The following is an 18900-nucleotide window of genomic DNA, read 5'->3' as shown; positions in this document are numbered from 1 at the left end:
GATTCCCATGCGCCTTACCCGCATGCTGCTGGTAGCACTGCTTGGTTTTGCCAGCTTTTCGTTGCAGGCCAGCGAGCAGGTGGCTATCCAGCGCCTGACCACCCTGCTGAATCAGGCCCAGACCATCAGCGGCCGTTTTTCCCAGTTGACCCTCGATGGTAGCGGCACCCAGTTGCAGGAAACCTCCGGCGAGATGGCGCTCAAGCGTCCGGGACAGTTCCGCTGGCATACCGATGCGCCTATGGAGCAGTTGCTGGTGTCCGATGGCGAGCAGATCTGGCTGTACGATCCGGATCTGGAGCAGGTGACCATCCAGAAGATGGATCAGCGCCTGACCCACACCCCGGCGCTGCTGCTCTCGGGTGATGTCTCGCAGATCGCCGACAGCTTCGAGATCACGCTCAAGGAAGGCGGCAATGTGGTCGACTTCATTCTCAAGCCGAAAGCCGCCGACAGCCTGTTCGAGAGCCTGCGCCTGTCCTTTCGCAACGGTGTGATCAACGACATGCAGCTGATCGACAACGTCGGCCAGCGCACCAACATCCTGTTTCTCGGCGTGCAGATGAACCCGCCGATTCCGGCCAGCCAGTTCACCTTCGAAGTGCCCGCAGGGGCTGACGTCATCCAGGAATAACCGAGGTCCCAGTTCATTTCATGCAACTGTTTCGCAGCGAACCGCTAGCCCAGCCACTGGCAGCCCGCCTGCGTGCCACCTGTCTGGATGAGTACGTGGGCCAGCAGCACCTGCTGGCTCCCGGCAAGCCGCTGCGCGAGGCGCTGGAGCAGGGCGCACTGCATTCGATGATCTTCTGGGGACCGCCGGGCGTGGGCAAGACCACCCTGGCACGGCTGTTGGCAGAAGTCTCCGATGCGCACTTCGAGACCCTCTCGGCAGTGCTCTCCGGGGTCAAGGAGATCCGTCAGGCAGTCGATATGGCCCGCCAGCAGGCCGCCCAGTATGGCCGGCGGACCATCCTGTTTGTCGATGAAGTGCACCGCTTCAACAAGAGCCAGCAGGATGCCTTTCTGCCCTTTGTCGAAGACGGCACGCTGATTTTCATCGGCGCGACCACCGAGAACCCTTCCTTCGAACTGAACAATGCACTGCTTTCCCGGGCGCGTGTGTATGTACTGAAAAGTCTCGATGAAGCGGCCTTGCGCCGTCTCGCCGAGCGCGCGCTGACTGAGGATAAAGGTCTGGGTAAGCGTCACCTGACGCTGCCGGAGGAAAGCCTGCAACTGTTGCTGGCGGCTGCCGATGGTGATGGCCGGCGCTTGCTCAACCTGCTGGAGAATGCCGCTGATCTGGCTGAAGACGGACAGGCCCTCGGCACTGACCTGTTGCAAAACCTGCTCGGCGACAGCGTGCGGCGCTTCGACAAGGGCGGTGAGGCGTTTTACGACCAGATCTCCGCCCTGCACAAGTCGGTGCGCGGCTCCGATCCCGATGCCACGTTGTACTGGTACGCACGCATGCTCGATGGTGGCTGTGATCCGCTGTACATCGCCCGTCGCGTGGTGCGCATGGCCAGCGAAGACATCGGCAATGCCGATCCGCGGGCACTGACCCTGTGCTTGAATGCCTGGGACGTGCAGGAACGCCTGGGCAGCCCGGAAGGTGAGCTGGCGGTGGCCCAGGCGCTGGTGTACCTGGCCTGCGCGCCGAAGAGCAACGCCGTCTATATGGGCTTCAAGGCGGCCATGCGCGAGGCGGCCGAGCACGGCTCGCTGGAAGTGCCGCTGCATTTGCGCAATGCGCCAACCAAGCTGATGAAAGAGCTCGGCTATGGCGATGAATACCGCTATGCCCATGATGAACCGGAGGCCTACGCGGCGGGTGAAGACTATTTCCCCGAGCAGCTGGCGCCGCGCCGCTATTACCAGCCGGTACCGCGCGGGTTGGAGCTGAAGATTCGCGACAAGCTGGAGCACCTCAGGGCCTTGGACCGGCAGAGCCCCCGGCAAAGGAGAAAACCATGATCAAGGTTGCGCTGGCGGTGGCGGTTGGTGGTGCAGCAGGCTCCGTGCTGCGCTTTCTGGCCAACAGCTGGGTGGTGGCCAACTGGCCCCGGCATTATTACCTGTCCACCTTGGCGGTGAACCTGATCGGCTGCCTGGCGATCGGCTTCCTCTCGGCACTGTTCCTGTTGCGCACCGACATTCCGCTGGTGTTGCGTACCGGCCTGACAGTCGGGGTATTGGGCGGCCTGACCACCTTTTCCAGCTTCAGCCTGGAAGTCCTTGGCCTGCTGGAGAAGGGGCAGCTCGGGGTGGCAATCAGCTACCTGCTGTGCAGCGTGCTCGGCGGATTGAGCGCGGCCTGGCTGGGGATGAGCCTGGCACGGCTCTGATACCTGCTAAAAACACTCGGCTTGGCGGCGAACAGTTCGTAAACTGCGCCGCTGGCTCCATCAACCAATTGTTCTGCTGTCGAGATCCACGCCATGCTTGATTCCAAACTCATCCGTTCGCAGCTTCATGACGTCGCCGAGCGCCTGGCCAGACGTGGCTTTCAGCTCGACGTAGCGCGCTTCGAGGCCCTTGAGGCGCAGCGCAAGAGCTTACAGACCCGTACCGAGCAGCTGCAGAACGAACGCAACACGCGCTCCAAGGCCATCGGCCAGGCCAAGGCACGCGGCGAGGATATCGCCCCGTTGCTGGCTGAAGTCGACCAGCTGGGCAGCGATCTGGAATCCGGCAAGCGCGAGCTGGAAGCCATCCAGCTCGAACTCGACAGCCTGATGCTGAACATTCCCAACCTGCCGCACGAATCGGTGCCTGAGGGCGCGGGCGAAGAAGAAAACGTCGAAGTGCGCCGCTGGGGCACCCCGCGGCCCTTCGATTTCACCATTCAGGACCACGTTGCCCTTGGTGAACAGCATGGCTGGCTGGACTTTGAAACTGCCGCCAAGCTGTCGGGCGCGCGCTTTTCCATCATGCGCGGGCCGATCGCCCGGCTGCACCGGGCGCTGGCGCAATTCATGCTCAATTTGCACACCAGCGAGCATGGCTATGAAGAGGCCTACACCCCTTATCTGGTGCAGGCGGGTGCGCTGCAAGGCACGGGCCAGTTGCCCAAGTTCGAGGAAGACCTGTTCAAGATCGCCCGCGAAGGCGAGGCCGATCTGTACCTGATTCCGACCGCCGAAGTGTCGCTGACCAATATCGTTGCCGGCGAGATTCTCGATGCCAAGCAACTGCCACTGAAGTTCGTGGCGCATACCCCATGTTTCCGCAGTGAAGCCGGTGCTTCCGGGCGTGACACTCGCGGGATGATCCGCCAGCACCAGTTCGACAAGGTCGAGATGGTGCAGATCGTCGAGCCCGGCAAATCCTGTGAGGCGCTGGAAAGCCTGACCGGTAATGCGGAGAAAGTCCTGCAGCTGCTGGGCCTGCCGTACCGCGTACTGGCCCTGTGCACCGGCGACATGGGCTTCGGCGCGACCAAGACCTACGACCTGGAAGTCTGGGTGCCGAGCCAGGACAAGTACCGCGAGATTTCTTCCTGCTCCAACTGCGGCGATTTCCAGGCGCGGCGCATGCAGGCGCGCTACCGCAATCCGGAAACCGGCAAGCCGGAACTGGTGCACACGCTTAATGGCTCCGGGCTGGCGGTGGGCCGCACCCTAGTCGCCGTGCTGGAAAACTACCAGCAGGCTGATGGCAGCATCAAAGTGCCGGACGTGCTCAAGCCCTATATGGGCGGCATCGACGTTATCGGTTAGCGTCCGTAGGGTGGAAAACCGCAACGCGTTTTCCACCGCAATTTTTATTGGTGGATAAGGCCGCTGGCCGTTATTCACCCTACGTATACCTGCCATTGGGACCGCCATGGACTTCCTGCCGCTGTTCCACAATCTGAAGAACCGCCCGGTGCTGGTGGTCGGCGGCGGCGAGGTGGCGCTGCGCAAATCGCGTCTGCTGGCGGAGGCCGGCGCGCAATTGCGAGTTGTCGCGCCTGAGGTCGATGAAGAGTTGCTTGTACTGGCTGGCACCGGTGTGCAGCTGCGTGGCTATCAGACCAGCGATCTGCAAGGCGTGGTGCTGGTAATCGCGGCGACCGACGACGAAGCGCTGAATGCGCGGATATCAGAAGAAGCCCAGGCCCTGTGCATCCCGGTCAATGTGGTCGATGCGCCCAAGCTGTGCTCGGTGATTTTCCCCGCGATTGTCGACCGCTCACCGCTGATCGTCGCCATCACCAGCGGCGGCGATGCGCCGGTGTTGGCGCGGCTGATCCGCGCCAAGATCGAAACCTGGATACCGGCTACCTATGGCCAACTGGCAACACTGGCCAAGCAGTTTCGTGCCCAGGTAAAAAGCCTGCTACCCAATGTGCAGCAACGCCGGGTGTTCTGGGAGGACGTGTTCCAGGGGCCGATTGCCGAGCGGGTATTTGCCGGCCGCCCGGCGGAGGCCGAGCGCCTGCTGGCGGCGAAAGTTGCTGGCGGCGCGCAGCCCGTACAGGGCGAGGTGTATCTGGTCGGTGCCGGCCCGGGTGATCCCGATCTGCTGACCTTCCGCGCCCTGCGCCTGATGCAGCAGGCCGATGTGGTGCTGTACGACCGTCTGGTAGCACCGGCCATCATCGACCTGTGCCGCCGCGATGCCGAGCGCATCTATGTCGGCAAGCAACGCGCCGAGCACGCCGTGCCGCAGGAGCAGATCAACCAGCGGCTGGTCGATCTGGCCAAGGCGGGCAAGCGCGTGCTGCGCCTCAAGGGTGGCGATCCGTTCATCTTCGGCCGTGGCGGCGAAGAGATCGAAGAACTGGCCGCCCACGGCATACCCTTCCAGGTGGTGCCGGGCATTACTGCAGCTTCCGGTTGTGCTGCCTATGCCGGCATTCCGCTGACCCACCGCGACCACGCGCAATCGGTGCGCTTCGTTACCGGTCATCTGAAGGACGGCAGTTGCGACCTGCCGTGGCAGGACCTCACCGCCCCCGGCCAGACGCTGGTGTTCTACATGGGCCTGGTTGGTCTGCCGCTGATCTGCCGGCAACTGATTGCCCACGGCCGCCCTGCCGATACTCCGGCGGCATTGGTGCAGCAGGGCACCACGCGGAATCAGCGGGTATTCACCGGTACCCTGGGCAGCCTGCCGCAGCTGGTGGCCGAGCATGAAGTGCATGCGCCGACCCTGGTGATTGTCGGCGAAGTGGTGCAGTTGCGCGACAAGCTGGCCTGGTTCGAAGGCGCGGCCAGTCGCTGACTCAGGCCTGTCCGAGTTGCTCGATCTTGCCGATCAGCCATTGCAGCGCCGCATCGCGTTCGCGCTGGGCGAGGCTGGTGATGTGCAGGTGGAACGGTCCCAGATGGAACGGCAGGTCATACAGCTGTAGCGGCAACAGCCCGGCAAAGTAGCGCGCCAGGCGGGTCGGCAGTACCGCGACCAGATCGGTGGTGGCGGCAATATGCGCGGCCTGCAGGTAGTTCGGCGTGGTGTAGGCGATCTGTCGCTGCAGGCCCTGTTCGGCCAGCCACTGGTCGACCATGCCACGGGTCTGGCCACCATGCACCCACAGGTGGCGCAGGCCGAGAAAGCGCTGCAGGTCGGGTGCGCGCTGCAGCAGCGGATGGTCGCGGCGCATCGCCAGCTGCAGGGTCTCGCTCATCCACTGGCGGCGCATGAAATGCGCCGGTACTTCCTCGAAGCGGCCCAGCGCCAGGTCCAGTTCACCTTTCTCCAGTGCGTCCACCGGCAGGCTGGGTGACAGGTGCTGGGTGACGATCTGCACCTGTGGTGCCTCCACCGCCAGTTGCTGCAACAGGCGTGGCATGCACACCAGCTCGACATAGTCGGTCAGGGCGATGCGAAAGCGCCGGCGACTGCTGGCAGGGTCGAAGCGCACACCTTCGCCGAGGCTTTGTTCGATCTGTTGCAGCGCCGCGCGAATCGGCGCCTCCAATTCCAGTGCGCGTGGCGTCGGCTGCATGCTGCGGCCCGCGCGTACCAGTAGCGGATCGTCGAGCAGATCGCGCAGGCGCCCGAGCGCATTGCTCACCGCCGGCTGGCTCAGGGCCAGGCGCTCGGCGGCGCGCGAGACATTGCGCTCGCGCAGCAGGGCATCCAGTACGCGCAGCAGATTGAGGTCGAAGGTTGATATATTCACTTAACAAATACCATGTATCACAAGAATAAATTTCTAAAATAGTAGCGGCTTGCCTATGGTGGCGGACGACTTTTTTCTGCACCGAGGGAATTCAATGAGCAACACTGTTTTCAGTATCCGTCAGGCCGCCGTGATCGGCGCCGGCACCATGGGCCGCGGGATTGTCATGAGTCTGGCAAATGCCGGCATTGCGGTGCTGTGGCTGGACAACAACCCGCAGATGCTGGAACAGGCGCTGAGCGCCATCGCCGAGACCTGGGCTCACGGCGTGCGTCAGGGGCGCATCAGCGAAGAGCAGGCCGCACAGCGGCGCGCCTGTGTCACGGCAGTGGGCGATTACAGTGCGCTGAAGGACGCTGATCTGGTGATCGAGGCGGTCTACGAGAACCTCGAACTCAAGCAGCAGATATTCCGCACACTGGATGGCATCGCCAAACCTTCGGCGATCCTCGCCAGCAACACCTCGGCGCTGGATATCGACGCCATTGCCGCCGTCACCGCTCGGCCGCAACAGGTGCTGGGTCTGCACTTTTTCAGCCCGGCGCACATCATGAAGCTGCTGGAAATCGTGCGCGGCGCCAAGACCGCACCAGCGGTGCTGGAGGCTGCGCAGGAGCTCGGCCGGCGTATCGGCAAGGTATGTGTGGTGGCCGGCAACTGTGACGGCTTTATCGGTAACCGCATGCTTGCCACCTATGTGCGCGAAGCCCGGCAGATGCTGCTCGAAGGCGCTTATCCGCATCAGGTAGATGCCGCCTTGCAGGGATTCGGTTTCGCCATGGGGCCGTTCCGCATGTACGACGTGGTCGGCATTGACCTCGAATGGCGCGCCCGTGAACTGGCTGGCAAGGGGCAGGATGAGCCGACCGTGCAGGTGGATAACCGCCTGTGTGAACTCGGCCGCTTTGGCCAGAAGTCGCGCATGGGTTACTACCGCTACGCCGAGGGCAGCCGTCAGGCCGAGCCGGATCCGGAAGTGGATGCACTGGTGCTGCAGGTGTCGGAAGCGCTGGGTTTTGTGCGGCGCAGCATCGGTCAGGAAGAAATCCTCGAGCGCTGCCTGCTGGCGCTGGTCAACGAAGGCGCGAAGATTCTGCAGGAAGGCATTGCGCAGAGCAGTCACGACATCGATCTGGTCTACCTTAACGGTTATGGCTTCCCGGCCGAGCGCGGCGGGCCGATGAGCTGGGCCGATACGCAGGGCGCGGCCGATCTGCTGGCGCGTCTGCAGCAGTTGCAGGCGCAGTTTGGCAGCCACTGGCAGCCGGCGCGGCTGATCGAACAACTGGCCGCCAGCGGTCAGTCATTTTCCGATGTAACAGGTGGTCGTCCATGAGCTATCAAGCCCCGTTGCGCGACATGCGCTTTGTCTTGCATGAACTGTTTGATGTTGACGGTCACTGCGCCTTGCTGGGCAATGGTCTGGACAGTGAGCTGATCGATGGTGTGCTGGAAGAAGCTGCCGCCTTTACCGCCGACGAAATCGCGCCGCTCAATCGCAACAGCGATGAGCAGGGCTGTCGCCTCGAAGCCGGTCGGGTCATCACCCCGGACGGCTTTGCCGAGACCTACCGGCAGTATGTCGATAACGGTTGGGCGAGCATGACCGGCCCGGTTGAGTTTGGCGGTCAGGGCTTCCCGCAGATGGTCGCCTGCAATTTTCACGAAATGCTGATGGCCTCCAGCCTGTCATTTCGCGTCTATTCCGGGCTGACCGAAGGCGCCGTGCTGGCGCTGCACAAGCATGGCAGTGCGGTGCTCAAGCAAACCTATCTGGAAAAAATGGTCAGCGGCCACTGGGGCGGCACCATGTGCCTGACCGAACCGCAGGCCGGTACCGATCTGGCCTTGCTGCGCACCAAGGCCGAACCCCAGGCTGACGGCAGTTATAAGGTCAGCGGCAGCAAGATTTTCATCAGCGGCGGCGAGCAGGATCTGACCGAGAACATCGTGCATCTAGTGCTGGCCCGGCTGCCCGATGCGCCGGCCGGGGTGAAGGGCATCAGCCTGCTGCTGGTGCCGAAATTCATCGCCAATCCCGATGGCTCCCTCGGCGCGCGCAATGCCCTGAGCTGTGGCGCGATCGAACACAAGATGGGCATCAAGGGTGGTTCCACCTGCGTGATGAACTTCGACGGCGCCACCGGCTGGCTGATTGGCGAGGCCAATCAGGGGCTGACCTGCATGTTCACCATGATGAACGACGCGCGCTTTCAGGTGGGTCTGCAGGGGCTGGGGATCGGCGAGGCGGCCTTTCAGGGCGCGCTGCGCTATGCCCGCGAGCGCCTGCAGTCCCGGGCGCTGACCGGTCCGGCCGAACCGCAGAAAGCGGCCGACCCGATCATCGTGCACCCGGATGTACGGCGCATGTTGCTGACGCAGAAAACCCTGGTCGAAGGCAGCCGTATGCTGGCGGTGTACACCGCGCGCCAGCTTGATCTGGAACACGGCCCTGTGGATGCGCAGGTGCGCAAGGCGGCCAGCAAGCGCGCGGCGCTGCTGATCCCGATCGTCAAAGCCTTCTTTACCGACATGGGCCAGGAAGTCGCCAGCCTCGGCGTGCAGGTTTACGGCGGACACGGCTACATCCGCGAGTGGGGCATGGAGCAGCTGATGCGCGACAGCCGCATCACGCAGATCTACGAAGGCACCAACGGCATTCAGGCGCTGGATTTCATCCGCCGCAAGGTACTGGGCGATGGCGGTGCCGAACTGTCTGCGCTGCAGGCCGAGTTCAGCGAGTTGTGCGATGCCCAGGCAGCTCGTCCGGCGTTGGCGGCGATGGCCAGTACCGTGCTTGAACGGTTGGGCGAATGGCGCGAGCTGAGCAGCGAAGTGATCGCCATGAGTCAGCGCGATGTGCAGGAAATCGGAGCCAGTTCGGTGGACTTCCTGCAGTATTCGGCTTACGTATTGCTGGCCGGCTTCTGGCTGCAGGCCGCCGCCCGTGCACAGGATGCACTGGAGGCTGGGAGCAGTGAGGCGGCGTTTTATCAGGCCAAGCTGCACAGTGCGGAGTTCTACCTGCGCCGCATCCTGCCGCGCGCCAGTGCGCATCGCGAAGCCCTGCTGGGTGGTGCGAGCTGCCTGATGGCGATGCCGGAGAGCAGCTTTGCGTTTTGAATGCTTATGTACCTGATAACTGTGGCATGAATTACCCCCTCTCCCGCTTGCGGGAGAGGGCTGGGGAGAGGGGCTTTAGCTGGCTGTTACGTAGCCCCCCCTCTCCCTAACCCTCTCCCCAAAGGGGCGAGGGAACAGCATTCAGTCTCATCAGGATCAGCGCCATTGATGCCAGCCGTGCTGGGCTTCACTACGCTCAACCCAACCTACCAGAAGCAATGCCGTTTCACTCTGCAACCCATTCGCACGAGGTCATGCCATGCAACCCTTCAGTTTTGCCACCACCGCACAGATCCTCTGTGAATCCGGCGCCGCCGTGCGGCTTGGCGCGTTGTGCCGCGAGCGCGGGGCGCAGGCGGTATTGATCGTCACCGACCCGGGCATCACCCGGCTGGGCATGCTCGACGCCATCCTGCCCGGTTTTGCTGCCGAAGGCGTGGCGGTGCAAGTGTTCGATCAGGTGCTGGCCGATCCGCCTGAAGCGGTGGTGCTGGCAGCCGTGGAGCAGGCGCGGGCGATGCAGGCACAACTGGTGGTCGGTTTCGGCGGCGGCAGCTCGATGGACGTGGCCAAGCTGGTGGCCCTGTTGGCGCATCCGCTGTGCCTGCAGCCACTCAAGGACATCTACGGAGTCGGCAACGCCAAAGGCCAGCGCTTGCCGCTGATTCAGGTACCGACTACCGCCGGTACCGGCTCGGAAGTGACGCCGGTAGCGATCGTCACCACCGGTGAAACCACCAAGATGGGTGTGGTCTCGCCGATTCTGCTGCCGGATCTGGCGTTGCTGGATGCCGACCTGACGCTCGGTTTGCCGCCGGCCATCACAGCGGCCACCGGCATTGATGCCATGGTGCATGCCATCGAGTCCTACACCAGCAAGATCAAGAAGAACCCACTGTCCGACCTGCTGGCGCGCGAAGCCCTGCGCCTGCTGGCGGCCAATCTCGCTGCGGTGATGCACGACGGGCAGAACCGCGAAGCACGGCAGGCGATGTTGCTCGGTTCCTGTCTGGCCGGGCAGGCGTTTGCCAATGCACCGGTCGGTGCGGTGCATGCGCTGGCTTATCCGCTGGGCGGGCACTTCCATATTCCGCATGGTTTGAGCAATGCGCTGGTGCTGCCGGCGGTGCTGCGCTTCAACGCGTCGGTTGCCACACCGCTGTATGCCGAACTGGCGCCATTGCTTTTGGGCGAACGCCTGCAGCAGGGCTCGACGGAAAGCTTGTGCCAGCAGTTCATCGACGAACTGAGCCAGCTCAACCGGCGCTGCGGCCTGCCCAGTCGCTTGCGCGATGCTGGTGTGCCGGAAAGCATGCTGGCGCAACTGGCCAGCGATGCCATGCTGCAGCAGCGCTTGCTGATGAATAACCCGCGTGAGGTCAGTGAGGTGGATGCGCTGGCGATCTATCAGGAAGCGTATTAACCCCCTCTCCCGCAAGCGGGAGAGGGGGTGCCAGAGAATTCCGGGAAACCTGGAGCAACCCCCTATCCCATTTATGGGAGAGGGTTGGGGAGAGTGGCGCCAGGCTACGGTCGGTCGATAGGCCGTGATACAGCTGACAAATCAAACTATTCAGCCATCTGCCCGGACCTTTAAGGTGGGCTCTGGCAAGCGAGGAACCTGCATGAACCAACCCCAACACCTGCGTGACGACTACCGGCACTTCCAGCCGATCACCACGCGCTGGCATGACAACGATGTCTATGGCCATGTGAACAACGTCGTCTATTACAGCTTTTTCGACAGCGCGGTGAACACCTACCTGATCGAGGCGGGCGGGCTGGATATCCATGCCGGTGAGGTAGTTGGCTTCGTGGTCAGTTCCAGCTGCGACTACTTCGCTTCGATCGCCTTTCCCGAGCGTATCGAGGTCGGCCTGCGCGTGGGCAAGCTGGGCAACAGTTCGGTGCAGTACGAACTGGCCATTTTCAAACACGGCGAAGAGCAGGCCTGTGCGGCCGGGCGCTTCGTCCATGTGTTTGTCGAGCGCGACAGCAACCGCCCGACCAGCATCCCCGAGTCCTTGCGCGCCGCGCTGGCGCGGTTGATGCCATGACCGCTGGCGGGGCCGCCAGCATGCAAGAAGCCGCTGCCCATGCTGATAGCCAGGGCTTGTCGTTGCGTTTGCAACGGCCGTGTATCCAGGTCATTGCCACTCGTGCTGCACGAGTGCCCCCGGCTTTGTTGGGTGCCATCTGGCGCAACTTGAAATCCGCTGTGGCAGGGAGGCAGGGGACCGAAACAAATGTCCGTGGTTTGTCCGGATTGGCCCTTGCATTGGCAACGCAAAAAAGTCTCTACTGCGCCAGAGCCGGGTGGATTTTCGTTGTCTTGCCGGAAGAGGCAAACGCTGGATTCGTGGTGCAGCCAGACCCGCTCCCGCAATGATGCATTTTCTGGTTGTAACAAACGATTGCCAGGCGGTAGTCTTGCGAAATTGCACTTTCGTGCCATGTTCAAACCGCAACGGTGACAATGACTGGTAGTGCAGGTGGTTGCAAACGTCCGCCCCAGCGGATGGTGGTGGTGTGTAACGCGCGTCCAGCTCGATCTGCGACGCTCTCGAATAAGAACAATTGGTACACGGAGTAATGTCGATGCAAATCAAACCCCGAAAATCCTTGTTGCGCCTCGCTCCGGCAGCCGCCGGATTCACCCTGGCCGGCATCCTGCCGCTGCTGGTAGCCGCCCAGGCGCAAGCCCTCGAATTCAGCTTTGCGGATGACGAGATCACCGGTTCGCTGGATAACACCGCTTCCTATGGCCAGTTGTGGCGGGTGAAGAGCCAGGACAATGACAACGATGGCATCAACGGCAACGACGGCAACCGCAACTTCGACACGGGGCTGGTTTCCCAGGTATTCAAGCTTACCTCCGACCTGTCCCTGCAGTACCAGAACTATGGTGCCTTTGTGCGCGGTACCGCGCTGTATGACACCGAGTTGATGAATCACAACAGTGATTACAACAGCAATAACGATCCTTCCCAGCCAAGCCAGTCCTATCCGCATGACAGCCATTTCGGTGATGAAGCGCAGGATATTTCCGGTCAGGACGCCAAGATTCTCGATGCCTACCTGTATGGCGACTGGGATGTGGCCAACATGCCGCTCAACGTCAAGGTCGGCAAGCAGGTCTTCAACTGGGGTGAAGCGCTGTTCGTGCGTGACGGCATCAATACCTCCAACCCGGTAGATGCCTCGGCATTCCGGCTGCCGGGTTCAGAAATCAAGGAAGTGTTGATTCCCACCGAAGCCCTGGGTTTCAACCTCGGTATAACCGATGACCTGTCCGTGGAAGGTTATTACCAGTGGGCCTGGACCGAGACCGTGCAGGACCCGGTAGGTACCTATTATTCCAACGATGACCTGTTCGCGCCGGGTGGCAACTACGCGTACAACAACTTTTCCGACACACCCCTTGGTCAACCTGTGGGCTTGCTCGGCGGGGCTACGCCGCTCGAGTTTTATAGCGCGAATCCCGCGCTTGCCCAGTTCTTTGGATTCCAGGGAGACACCTTCATTTATCCGGAGAACGGTCCTGGCAACCAGATTGCCCGGGTTGCCACTATCAATCAGGACTTGGACGCTCGTGACGGTGGTCAGTGGGGCGCAAACGCCAAGTACATAGTCGAAGAGCTGAACTCCACCGAATTTGGTGTGTATTTCATCAACTATCACACCAAAGAGCCGCTGATTAACTCCAACTTTGGTGATTACACTGCCGTGCCTGATCCAGGCCTCGGCGCGCTTTATCCAGTCTTCGCGACTATCGATCTGCTGGGTGCTATCAACGCCCAGCGCGAGTATGTGGAAGACGTACGCATGTATGGTTTCAGTTTCAGCACCTCGGCTGGTGACAACTCCTACTTCGGTGAAATTGCCTACCGGCCGAATATGCCGATTGGGATTTCCACTTCGGATGACATGCTGGGTGACACCATCGCCCAGGCTCCCAATGTGGTATCTGGAGGGACAGCACTGGTTGGTGGTCAGGATGTTGGGTTGGGTGACTCGCTGAGTAACTACAAGCGCGTCGAGATGTACAACTACTCCATCGGCAGCATCCAGAACTGGGGGCCGGCACTGGGCTTCAACTCGCTGTTCAGCGTGGCTGAAGTCGCAGGTGTGTCATACCGTGGTGACAGTCTGCAATACACCGCCTACGACGGCAGCAACCGTTACTTTTCCGGCGCGCAAAACGCCGAGTACCTGGATGTGGACAACAGCCGCGATAACCAGATCAACCGCAATGCCTACAGCTATACCCTGCTGGCCCAGGGTACCTGGAACGATGTGTTTGCCGGGGTCAATCTTTCGCCAAATGTCGCCTGGAAGCATGACTTCGAAGGCAACTCGCACCAGGCCGGCAGCTACGTCGAAGGCACCAAGGCTTACACGGTGGGGCTGAACGCCAACTACCAGAACACCCTGGAAGCCGAGATTGCCTACACCGATTTCTTCGGTGCCGGTAACGATAACGGCCTGCGCGACCGCGACAATATCGGCGTCAACGTCAAGTACTCCTTCTAATAATTCATGCGTACCAGCCGGGCCCGACGGGTCCGGCTGAATCACTAAATCACGGAGCATAACCATGCTGATCAAGCATTCGCTGATTGCCGCGGCAGTAGCCATGGCGCTGACTGCCGGTAACGCCTTTGCCGCCATTTCCGCCCAGGAAGCCGAGGCGCTGGGCACCACGCTGACCCCGCTGGGTGGCGAAAAGGCCGGAAACGCGGCTGGCACCATTCCCGCCTGGACCGGTGGCATCACCGCAGGCCCCGCAGGCTACAAGTCAGGCGAGCATCACCCGGATCCGTTTCCCGAGGACAAGGTGCAGTTCACCATCGACAAGGCCAACATGGAACAGTACAAGGCCAACCTGACACCGGGTGAAATCGCCCTGATGACGGCTTATCCCACCACCTTCAAGATGCCGGTGTATCAGACCCGTCGTTCGGGTGCGGCTCCGCAGTGGGTGTATGACAACACCAAGAAGAATGCGACCACCGCGCAACTGGTCGATGGTGGCAACGGCTTCAAGAATGCCATTGGCGGTATCCCGTTCCCGATTCCGAAGAGTGGCGTCGAGGCCATCTGGAACCACATTGCCCGCTACCGTGGTACCTATGTGCTGCGGACCGGTGCCGAAGTGGCGGTACAGCGCAACGGCAGCTTCGTGCCGGTGAGCGGCAATACCCAGGTGCTGTTCAAGTACTACGTACCCGGGGCTACCTACGAAAGCATCAACAACCGCATGTTCTTCTATCTGAACCAGATCAAGAGCCCGGCGCGACTGGCCGGTGGCGCCACGCTGGTCCACGAGACCCTCGATCAGGTGGCCGAGCCGCGTCAGGCCTGGACCTACAGCGTCGGTCAGCGCCGCGTGCGGCGTGCGCCGAACCTGGCCTACGATTCGCCGATCGAAGAGTCGGATGCCCTGCGTACGGCGGACGATACCGACATGTACAACGGTTCGCCCAACCGCTACGACTGGAAGCTGCTGGAAAAGCGTGAGGTGTACATCCCTTACAACAACTACCGGCTGACCCAGAAGGGCGTCAAGTACGAGGACATCCTCAAGCCTGGCCACCTCGACCCGACGCTGACCCGCTGGGAACTGCACCGGGTCTGGGTGGTGGAAGCCAACCTGAAGGCGGATGCACGGCACATCTACTCCAAGCGCGTGTTCTTCCTCGACGAGGACAGCTGGCAGGCCGCCGAGGTTGACCAGTACGATGGCCGCGGCGACCTCTGGCGGGTGTCGCTGGCCTACCTGAAGAACTACTACGACCTGCCGACCACCTGGAGTGCGCTGGATGTGTACCACGACCTGCAGTCCGGTCGTTACCACGTGCAGAACCTCGACAGCGAGGAGAAAACCACCCTGCAGTTCAACCTGCCGGTACCGGATGACGGCGAGTTCACGCCTGCCTCCCTGCGTCGTAGCGGACGTTGATCGGCTAGACGGGAAAAGCCGCTACCAGTTAGCGGCTTTTTTTTAGGCTTTGTCCCAGTTACCTGTCGGGTGCAAAACGTAGGGTGGGACCTGCCGCCGGATGCTGTTGCGGCGTCCGGCGGGCACACATTTTTGGCAGTCGCGGACAGGGCTTGCCGGTTGGCGGTTGCTGCTGCAGTTGTTGTAAAGCAGTTCATGGGGGAAACATGACCGAATTTTTCAGTAAAGCCGCAAGCGCTGCGATGAGCCGTCATGGCCTGGCGCGACCAGTCTGCGCGACCATGCATTGCCTGACGCTGGCTACAGCGCTGTGGACGGGCGGTCTGTCCCTGCCGGCACTGGCCAGCGCAGCGGAGCCTGCCGCGGTAGTTGCGATCGAGGTGCCGGTGGCCAAGATCGCCAGTACCCTGTTGCTGGATGTGGCCAGCGCCGGCTCGCGCCTGATAGCAGTCGGGCAGCGCGGGCACATCATCTATTCCGACGATCAGGGTCAGACCTGGGTGCAGGCCAAGGTGCCGACCCGCGCGTTGCTCACCGCGGTGTTCTTTGTCGATGCCATGCACGGCTGGGCGGTTGGCCATGACGCGCAGATTCTGGCGAGTACCGATGGCGGGGCCACCTGGACGTTGCAGTTCGAGGACCCGGAGCGCGAATCACCGCTGATTGATGTCTGGTTCGAGAATCTTGAGCACGGTATTGCCAGCGGCGCCTACGGCACCCTGCTGGAAACCACCGATGGTGGCAAGAGCTGGGAAGACATCGGCGACCTGCTGGATAACGAGGACGGGGTGCACCTGAACTCGATCATCCAGGTCAAGGATGGCGGCCTGTTGATCGCCGGTGAAATGGGCCTGATTTTCCGCTCCTTCGATAACGGCCAGAGCTGGGAGACGGTCGAGCCGCCTTATGAAGGTTCACTGTTTGGTGCGCTGCCGTTGAACCAGTCGCGCAGCCTGCTGGTGTTCGGTTTGCGCGGCAGCCTGTTTCGCTCCACCGATTTTGGTGACAGCTGGCAGCAGATCACCTTGCCGGGTAGCGGCAGCGAGCCTTTCAATTTCGGCCTGGCGGGAGCATCGGCCTTGCCCGACGGTAGCATCGTGCTGGTGGGTAACGGCGGCAGCGTGGCCGTCAGCCACGACGATGGCCTGAGTTTCAGCGTGGTGAATGCGCCTGACCGTCAGCCGATCAGCAGCGTGGTGGCCGGGCCTGATGGCCAATTGCTTACCGTCGGGCAGGGCGGTGTGCAGTTGATCCAGCCGCCGCTGCCTGCAACAGCAGAACAAATGGAGAGCGCGCAATGACGCAGATTTGCGAAGGTGAAAAAACCACCTATCTGGAACGCCTGGTTTTCAACAACCGGCTCAAGGTCATCCTGATCTGTACCCTGGTGACCCTGTTCCTGGCCTTTCAGGCGGTGCAGATGCGCCCGATGACCAGTTTCGAGAAGATGATCCCGCTGCATCACCCCTTCATCGAAAACATGATGCAGAACCGCGAGGATCTTGGCGGTGGCAACAGCATCCGGATTTCGCTGGAAGCCAAGACGGGCGACATCTTTGACAAGCAGTACATGGAAACCCTGCGCCAGATGCAGGACGAGCTGTTCTACATGCCGGGGGTCGAGCGCTCCGGCTTGCGCTCGCTGTGGAGTGCCGGGGTGCGCTGGATCGAGATCACCGAGGAAGGCTTCACCGGTGGCGAGGTGATTCCGCAGACCTACAACGGTGACGCACAAAGCCTCGAGGTGCTGCGCAACAACCTGCTCAAGTCCGGGCAGATCGGGCGCATGGTCGCCAACAACTTCAAGTCGAGCATCATCGAGGTGCCCCTGCTCGAGGTCTATCCCGACCCGCAGGACAAGGGCAAGTTGCTGAACCTGGACTACCAGCAGTTCTCCCACCTGCTGGAAGAGCAGATTCGCAAGAAGTACGAGGCGCAGAACCCCAATGTGAAGGTGCACATTGTCGGCTTTGCCAAGAAGGTCGGTGACCTGATCGACGGCCTGACCATGGTGGTGACCTTCTTCTTTGCCGCCTTCATGATTACCCTGGTGCTGTTGTACTGGTTTACCCGCTGCATGCGCAGCACCATCTCGGTGCTGTCGACCACGCTGATCGCGGTGATCTGGCAGATCGGCCTGATGCACCTGGTCGGCTTTGGCCTGGATCCCTACTCGATGCTGGTGCCGTTCCTGATCTTCGCCATCGGTATTTCCCATGGCGTACAGAAGATCAATGGCATCGCGCTCAACTCGAGCGATTCGGATACCCCGCTGATCGCGGCGCGACGTACGTTCCGGCAACTGTTCCTGCCCGGCATGATTGCCATCCTGGCCGACGCCGTGGGCTTCATCACGCTGATGGTGATCGACATCGGGGTGATCCGCGAACTGGCCATGAGCGCCTCGCTGGGTGTGCTGGTGATCGTGTTCACCAACCTGATCCTGCTGCCGGTGGCGATCTCCTACCTGGGCATCAGCAAGAAGGCGATCGAGATCAGCAAGCGTGATGCGGTGCGCGAGCATCCGTTCTGGCGCCTGCTGTCGAACTTCGCCAATCCGCGCGTGGCGCTGGTCTCGGTGCTGATTGCGCTGGCAGTCGGCGTATCCGCCTTCTGGTACCAGAAGCACAACCTGCAGATTGGCGACCTCGACCAGGGCGCGCCGGAGCTGCGTCCGGACTCGCGCTACAACAAGGACAACGACTTCATCATCAGCAACTATTCGACCAGTTCCGATGTCCTGGTCGTGATGGTCAAGAGCAAGGAAGAAATGTGCATGCAGCACGCCAACCTTGAAGCGCTTGACGAGCTGATGTGGAAGCTGGAGAACACCGAAGGCGTGCAGTCCACCCTGTCGCTGATCACGGTCTCCAAGCAGATGATCATGGGCATGAACGAGGGCAGCCTGAAGTGGCAGTCGCTGTCGCGCAACCAGGATGTACTGAACAACTCGGTCGGCCGTTCCGACGGGCTGTACAACCCCAATTGCTCGATGGTGCCGCTGGTGGTGTTCCTCAACGACCACAAGGCGCAGACGCTGGACAACGTGGTGCAAACGGTCGAGGCCTTCGCCGCTGCCAACAACAGCGAGGACCTGCAATTCCTCCTGGCGGCCGGCAATGCCGGTATCGAGGCGGCCACCAACCAGGTGATCAAGACCAACGAGCTGCTGATCCTGATCATGGTCTACATCTGTGTCGGCGTGATGTGCATGATCACCTTCCGGTCGTTCCCGGCGACCATCTGCATAGTCATCCCGCTGGTCCTGACCTCGGTGCTGGGCAATGCGCTGATGGCCTTCCTCGGCATCGGCGTGAAGGTGGCGACGCTACCGGTAATTGCCCTGGGGGTGGGGATCGGGGTGGATTACGGGATCTACATCTATAGCCGCCTGGATACCTACCTGCGCGCCGGCCTTCCGCTGCAGGAAGCCTACTACCAGACGCTCAAGTCGACCGGCAAGGCGGTGCTGTTTACCGGCCTGTGCCTGGCGATCGGCGTGGCAACCTGGATGTTCTCGGCGATCAAGTTCCAGGCCGACATGGGCCTGATGCTGACCTTCATGTTCCTGCTGAACATGTTCGGTGCGTTGTGGCTGCTGCCGGCACTGGCCAATTACCTGATCAAGCCGGAGAAACTGGCCGGCAAGATCGGCGGGTCGCTGCTCGCGCATTAAGCCGGCAAGGCCACAAACAGAAAC

General features: G+C 61.6%; 14 protein-coding genes. 13 read left to right on the top strand and 1 reads right to left on the bottom strand.

The window, feature by feature from the left end; translation table 11 throughout:
- Positions 1–7: 7 nt before the first annotated feature.
- From lolA to cysG, 5 genes are all read left to right on the top strand, one after another.
- Positions 8–634, top strand: a complete 627-nt coding sequence (gene lolA, locus ISX93_RS15540) for an outer membrane lipoprotein chaperone LolA (RefSeq protein ID WP_195779676.1) — start codon at positions 8–10, stop codon at positions 632–634.
- 20 nt (positions 635–654) lie between these two features.
- Positions 655–1980: a replication-associated recombination protein A gene (locus ISX93_RS15535; protein ID WP_195779675.1), complete on the top strand. Its 1326-nt coding sequence runs from the start codon at positions 655–657 to the stop codon at positions 1978–1980.
- A complete protein-coding gene (gene crcB / locus ISX93_RS15530; RefSeq protein WP_195779674.1) occupies positions 1977–2351 on the top strand; it encodes a fluoride efflux transporter CrcB in 375 nt (124 codons plus the stop codon). The genes ISX93_RS15535 and crcB overlap by 4 nt, the downstream gene beginning before the upstream one ends.
- A 93-nt stretch (positions 2352–2444) precedes the next feature.
- Complete coding sequence (gene serS / locus ISX93_RS15525; RefSeq protein ID WP_195779673.1) at positions 2445–3725, top strand: serine--tRNA ligase; 1281 nt, start codon at positions 2445–2447, stop codon at positions 3723–3725.
- A gap of 106 nt (positions 3726–3831) precedes the next feature.
- Complete coding sequence (cysG, locus tag ISX93_RS15520; protein ID WP_195779672.1) at positions 3832–5214, top strand: siroheme synthase CysG; 1383 nt, start codon at positions 3832–3834, stop codon at positions 5212–5214.
- A 1-nt stretch (position 5215) separates the two neighbouring features.
- Here cysG and ISX93_RS15515 read toward each other — a convergent pair whose 3' ends face one another.
- A complete protein-coding gene (locus ISX93_RS15515) occupies positions 5216–6115 on the bottom strand; it encodes a LysR substrate-binding domain-containing protein (protein ID WP_195779671.1) in 900 nt (299 codons plus the stop codon).
- Positions 6116–6209: 94 nt separating this feature from the next.
- Here ISX93_RS15515 and ISX93_RS15510 point away from each other — a divergent pair, with 94 nt between their 5' ends.
- From ISX93_RS15510 to ISX93_RS15475, 8 genes are all read left to right on the top strand, one after another.
- A complete protein-coding gene (locus tag ISX93_RS15510) occupies positions 6210–7451 on the top strand; it encodes a 3-hydroxyacyl-CoA dehydrogenase (RefSeq protein WP_195779670.1) in 1242 nt (413 codons plus the stop codon).
- Positions 7448–9238: an acyl-CoA dehydrogenase C-terminal domain-containing protein gene (locus tag ISX93_RS15505; protein WP_195779669.1), complete on the top strand. Its 1791-nt coding sequence runs from the start codon at positions 7448–7450 to the stop codon at positions 9236–9238. The genes ISX93_RS15510 and ISX93_RS15505 overlap by 4 nt, the downstream gene beginning before the upstream one ends.
- A 259-nt stretch (positions 9239–9497) precedes the next feature.
- Positions 9498–10661 carry an iron-containing alcohol dehydrogenase gene (locus ISX93_RS15500; protein WP_195779668.1) on the top strand — a complete coding sequence of 388 codons (1164 nt, stop codon included), beginning with the start codon at positions 9498–9500 and terminating at the stop codon, positions 10659–10661.
- A gap of 202 nt (positions 10662–10863) precedes the next feature.
- Positions 10864–11295: an acyl-CoA thioesterase gene (locus ISX93_RS15495; protein WP_195779667.1), complete on the top strand. Its 432-nt coding sequence runs from the start codon at positions 10864–10866 to the stop codon at positions 11293–11295.
- A gap of 541 nt (positions 11296–11836) precedes the next feature.
- Positions 11837–13771, top strand: a complete 1935-nt coding sequence (locus tag ISX93_RS15490) for a DUF1302 domain-containing protein (protein ID WP_195779666.1) — start codon at positions 11837–11839, stop codon at positions 13769–13771.
- A gap of 64 nt (positions 13772–13835) precedes the next feature.
- Complete coding sequence (locus tag ISX93_RS15485; RefSeq protein WP_195779665.1) at positions 13836–15200, top strand: DUF1329 domain-containing protein; 1365 nt, start codon at positions 13836–13838, stop codon at positions 15198–15200.
- A gap of 242 nt (positions 15201–15442) precedes the next feature.
- Positions 15443–16501, top strand: a complete 1059-nt coding sequence (locus ISX93_RS15480; protein ID WP_229732243.1) for a WD40/YVTN/BNR-like repeat-containing protein — start codon at positions 15443–15445, stop codon at positions 16499–16501.
- Positions 16498–18876 carry an efflux RND transporter permease subunit gene (locus ISX93_RS15475; protein WP_195779664.1) on the top strand — a complete coding sequence of 793 codons (2379 nt, stop codon included), beginning with the start codon at positions 16498–16500 and terminating at the stop codon, positions 18874–18876. The genes ISX93_RS15480 and ISX93_RS15475 overlap by 4 nt, the downstream gene beginning before the upstream one ends.
- Positions 18877–18900: the final 24 nt, after the last annotated feature.

This window comes from Pseudomonas sp. N040, assembly GCF_015637705.1.
Classification (GTDB): Bacteria; Pseudomonadota; Gammaproteobacteria; order Pseudomonadales; family Pseudomonadaceae; genus Aquipseudomonas.
The sequence above is the reverse complement of the archived record's forward strand: the minus strand, read 5'-3'. Positions and strand labels throughout refer to the sequence as shown.

What these genes read in the sequence shown, in the direction of transcription:
- cysG (WP_195779672.1), top strand. Translation starts at nt 3,832, where the DNA reads ATGGACTTCCTGCCGCTGTTCCACAATCTGAAGAACCGCCCGGTGCTG.
- ISX93_RS15495 (WP_195779667.1), top strand. Translation starts at nt 10,864, where the DNA reads ATGAACCAACCCCAACACCTGCGTGACGACTACCGGCACTTCCAGCCG.
- crcB (WP_195779674.1), top strand. Translation starts at nt 1,977, where the DNA reads ATGATCAAGGTTGCGCTGGCGGTGGCGGTTGGTGGTGCAGCAGGCTCC.
- ISX93_RS15535 (WP_195779675.1), top strand. Translation starts at nt 655, where the DNA reads ATGCAACTGTTTCGCAGCGAACCGCTAGCCCAGCCACTGGCAGCCCGC.
- ISX93_RS15475 (WP_195779664.1), top strand. Translation starts at nt 16,498, where the DNA reads ATGACGCAGATTTGCGAAGGTGAAAAAACCACCTATCTGGAACGCCTG.
- serS (WP_195779673.1), top strand. Translation starts at nt 2,445, where the DNA reads ATGCTTGATTCCAAACTCATCCGTTCGCAGCTTCATGACGTCGCCGAG.
- ISX93_RS15510 (WP_195779670.1), top strand. Translation starts at nt 6,210, where the DNA reads ATGAGCAACACTGTTTTCAGTATCCGTCAGGCCGCCGTGATCGGCGCC.
- ISX93_RS15500 (WP_195779668.1), top strand. Translation starts at nt 9,498, where the DNA reads ATGCAACCCTTCAGTTTTGCCACCACCGCACAGATCCTCTGTGAATCC.
- lolA (WP_195779676.1), top strand. Translation starts at nt 8, where the DNA reads ATGCGCCTTACCCGCATGCTGCTGGTAGCACTGCTTGGTTTTGCCAGC.
- ISX93_RS15505 (WP_195779669.1), top strand. Translation starts at nt 7,448, where the DNA reads ATGAGCTATCAAGCCCCGTTGCGCGACATGCGCTTTGTCTTGCATGAA.
- ISX93_RS15485 (WP_195779665.1), top strand. Translation starts at nt 13,836, where the DNA reads ATGCTGATCAAGCATTCGCTGATTGCCGCGGCAGTAGCCATGGCGCTG.
- ISX93_RS15480 (WP_229732243.1), top strand. Translation starts at nt 15,443, where the DNA reads ATGAGCCGTCATGGCCTGGCGCGACCAGTCTGCGCGACCATGCATTGC.
- ISX93_RS15490 (WP_195779666.1), top strand. Translation starts at nt 11,837, where the DNA reads ATGCAAATCAAACCCCGAAAATCCTTGTTGCGCCTCGCTCCGGCAGCC.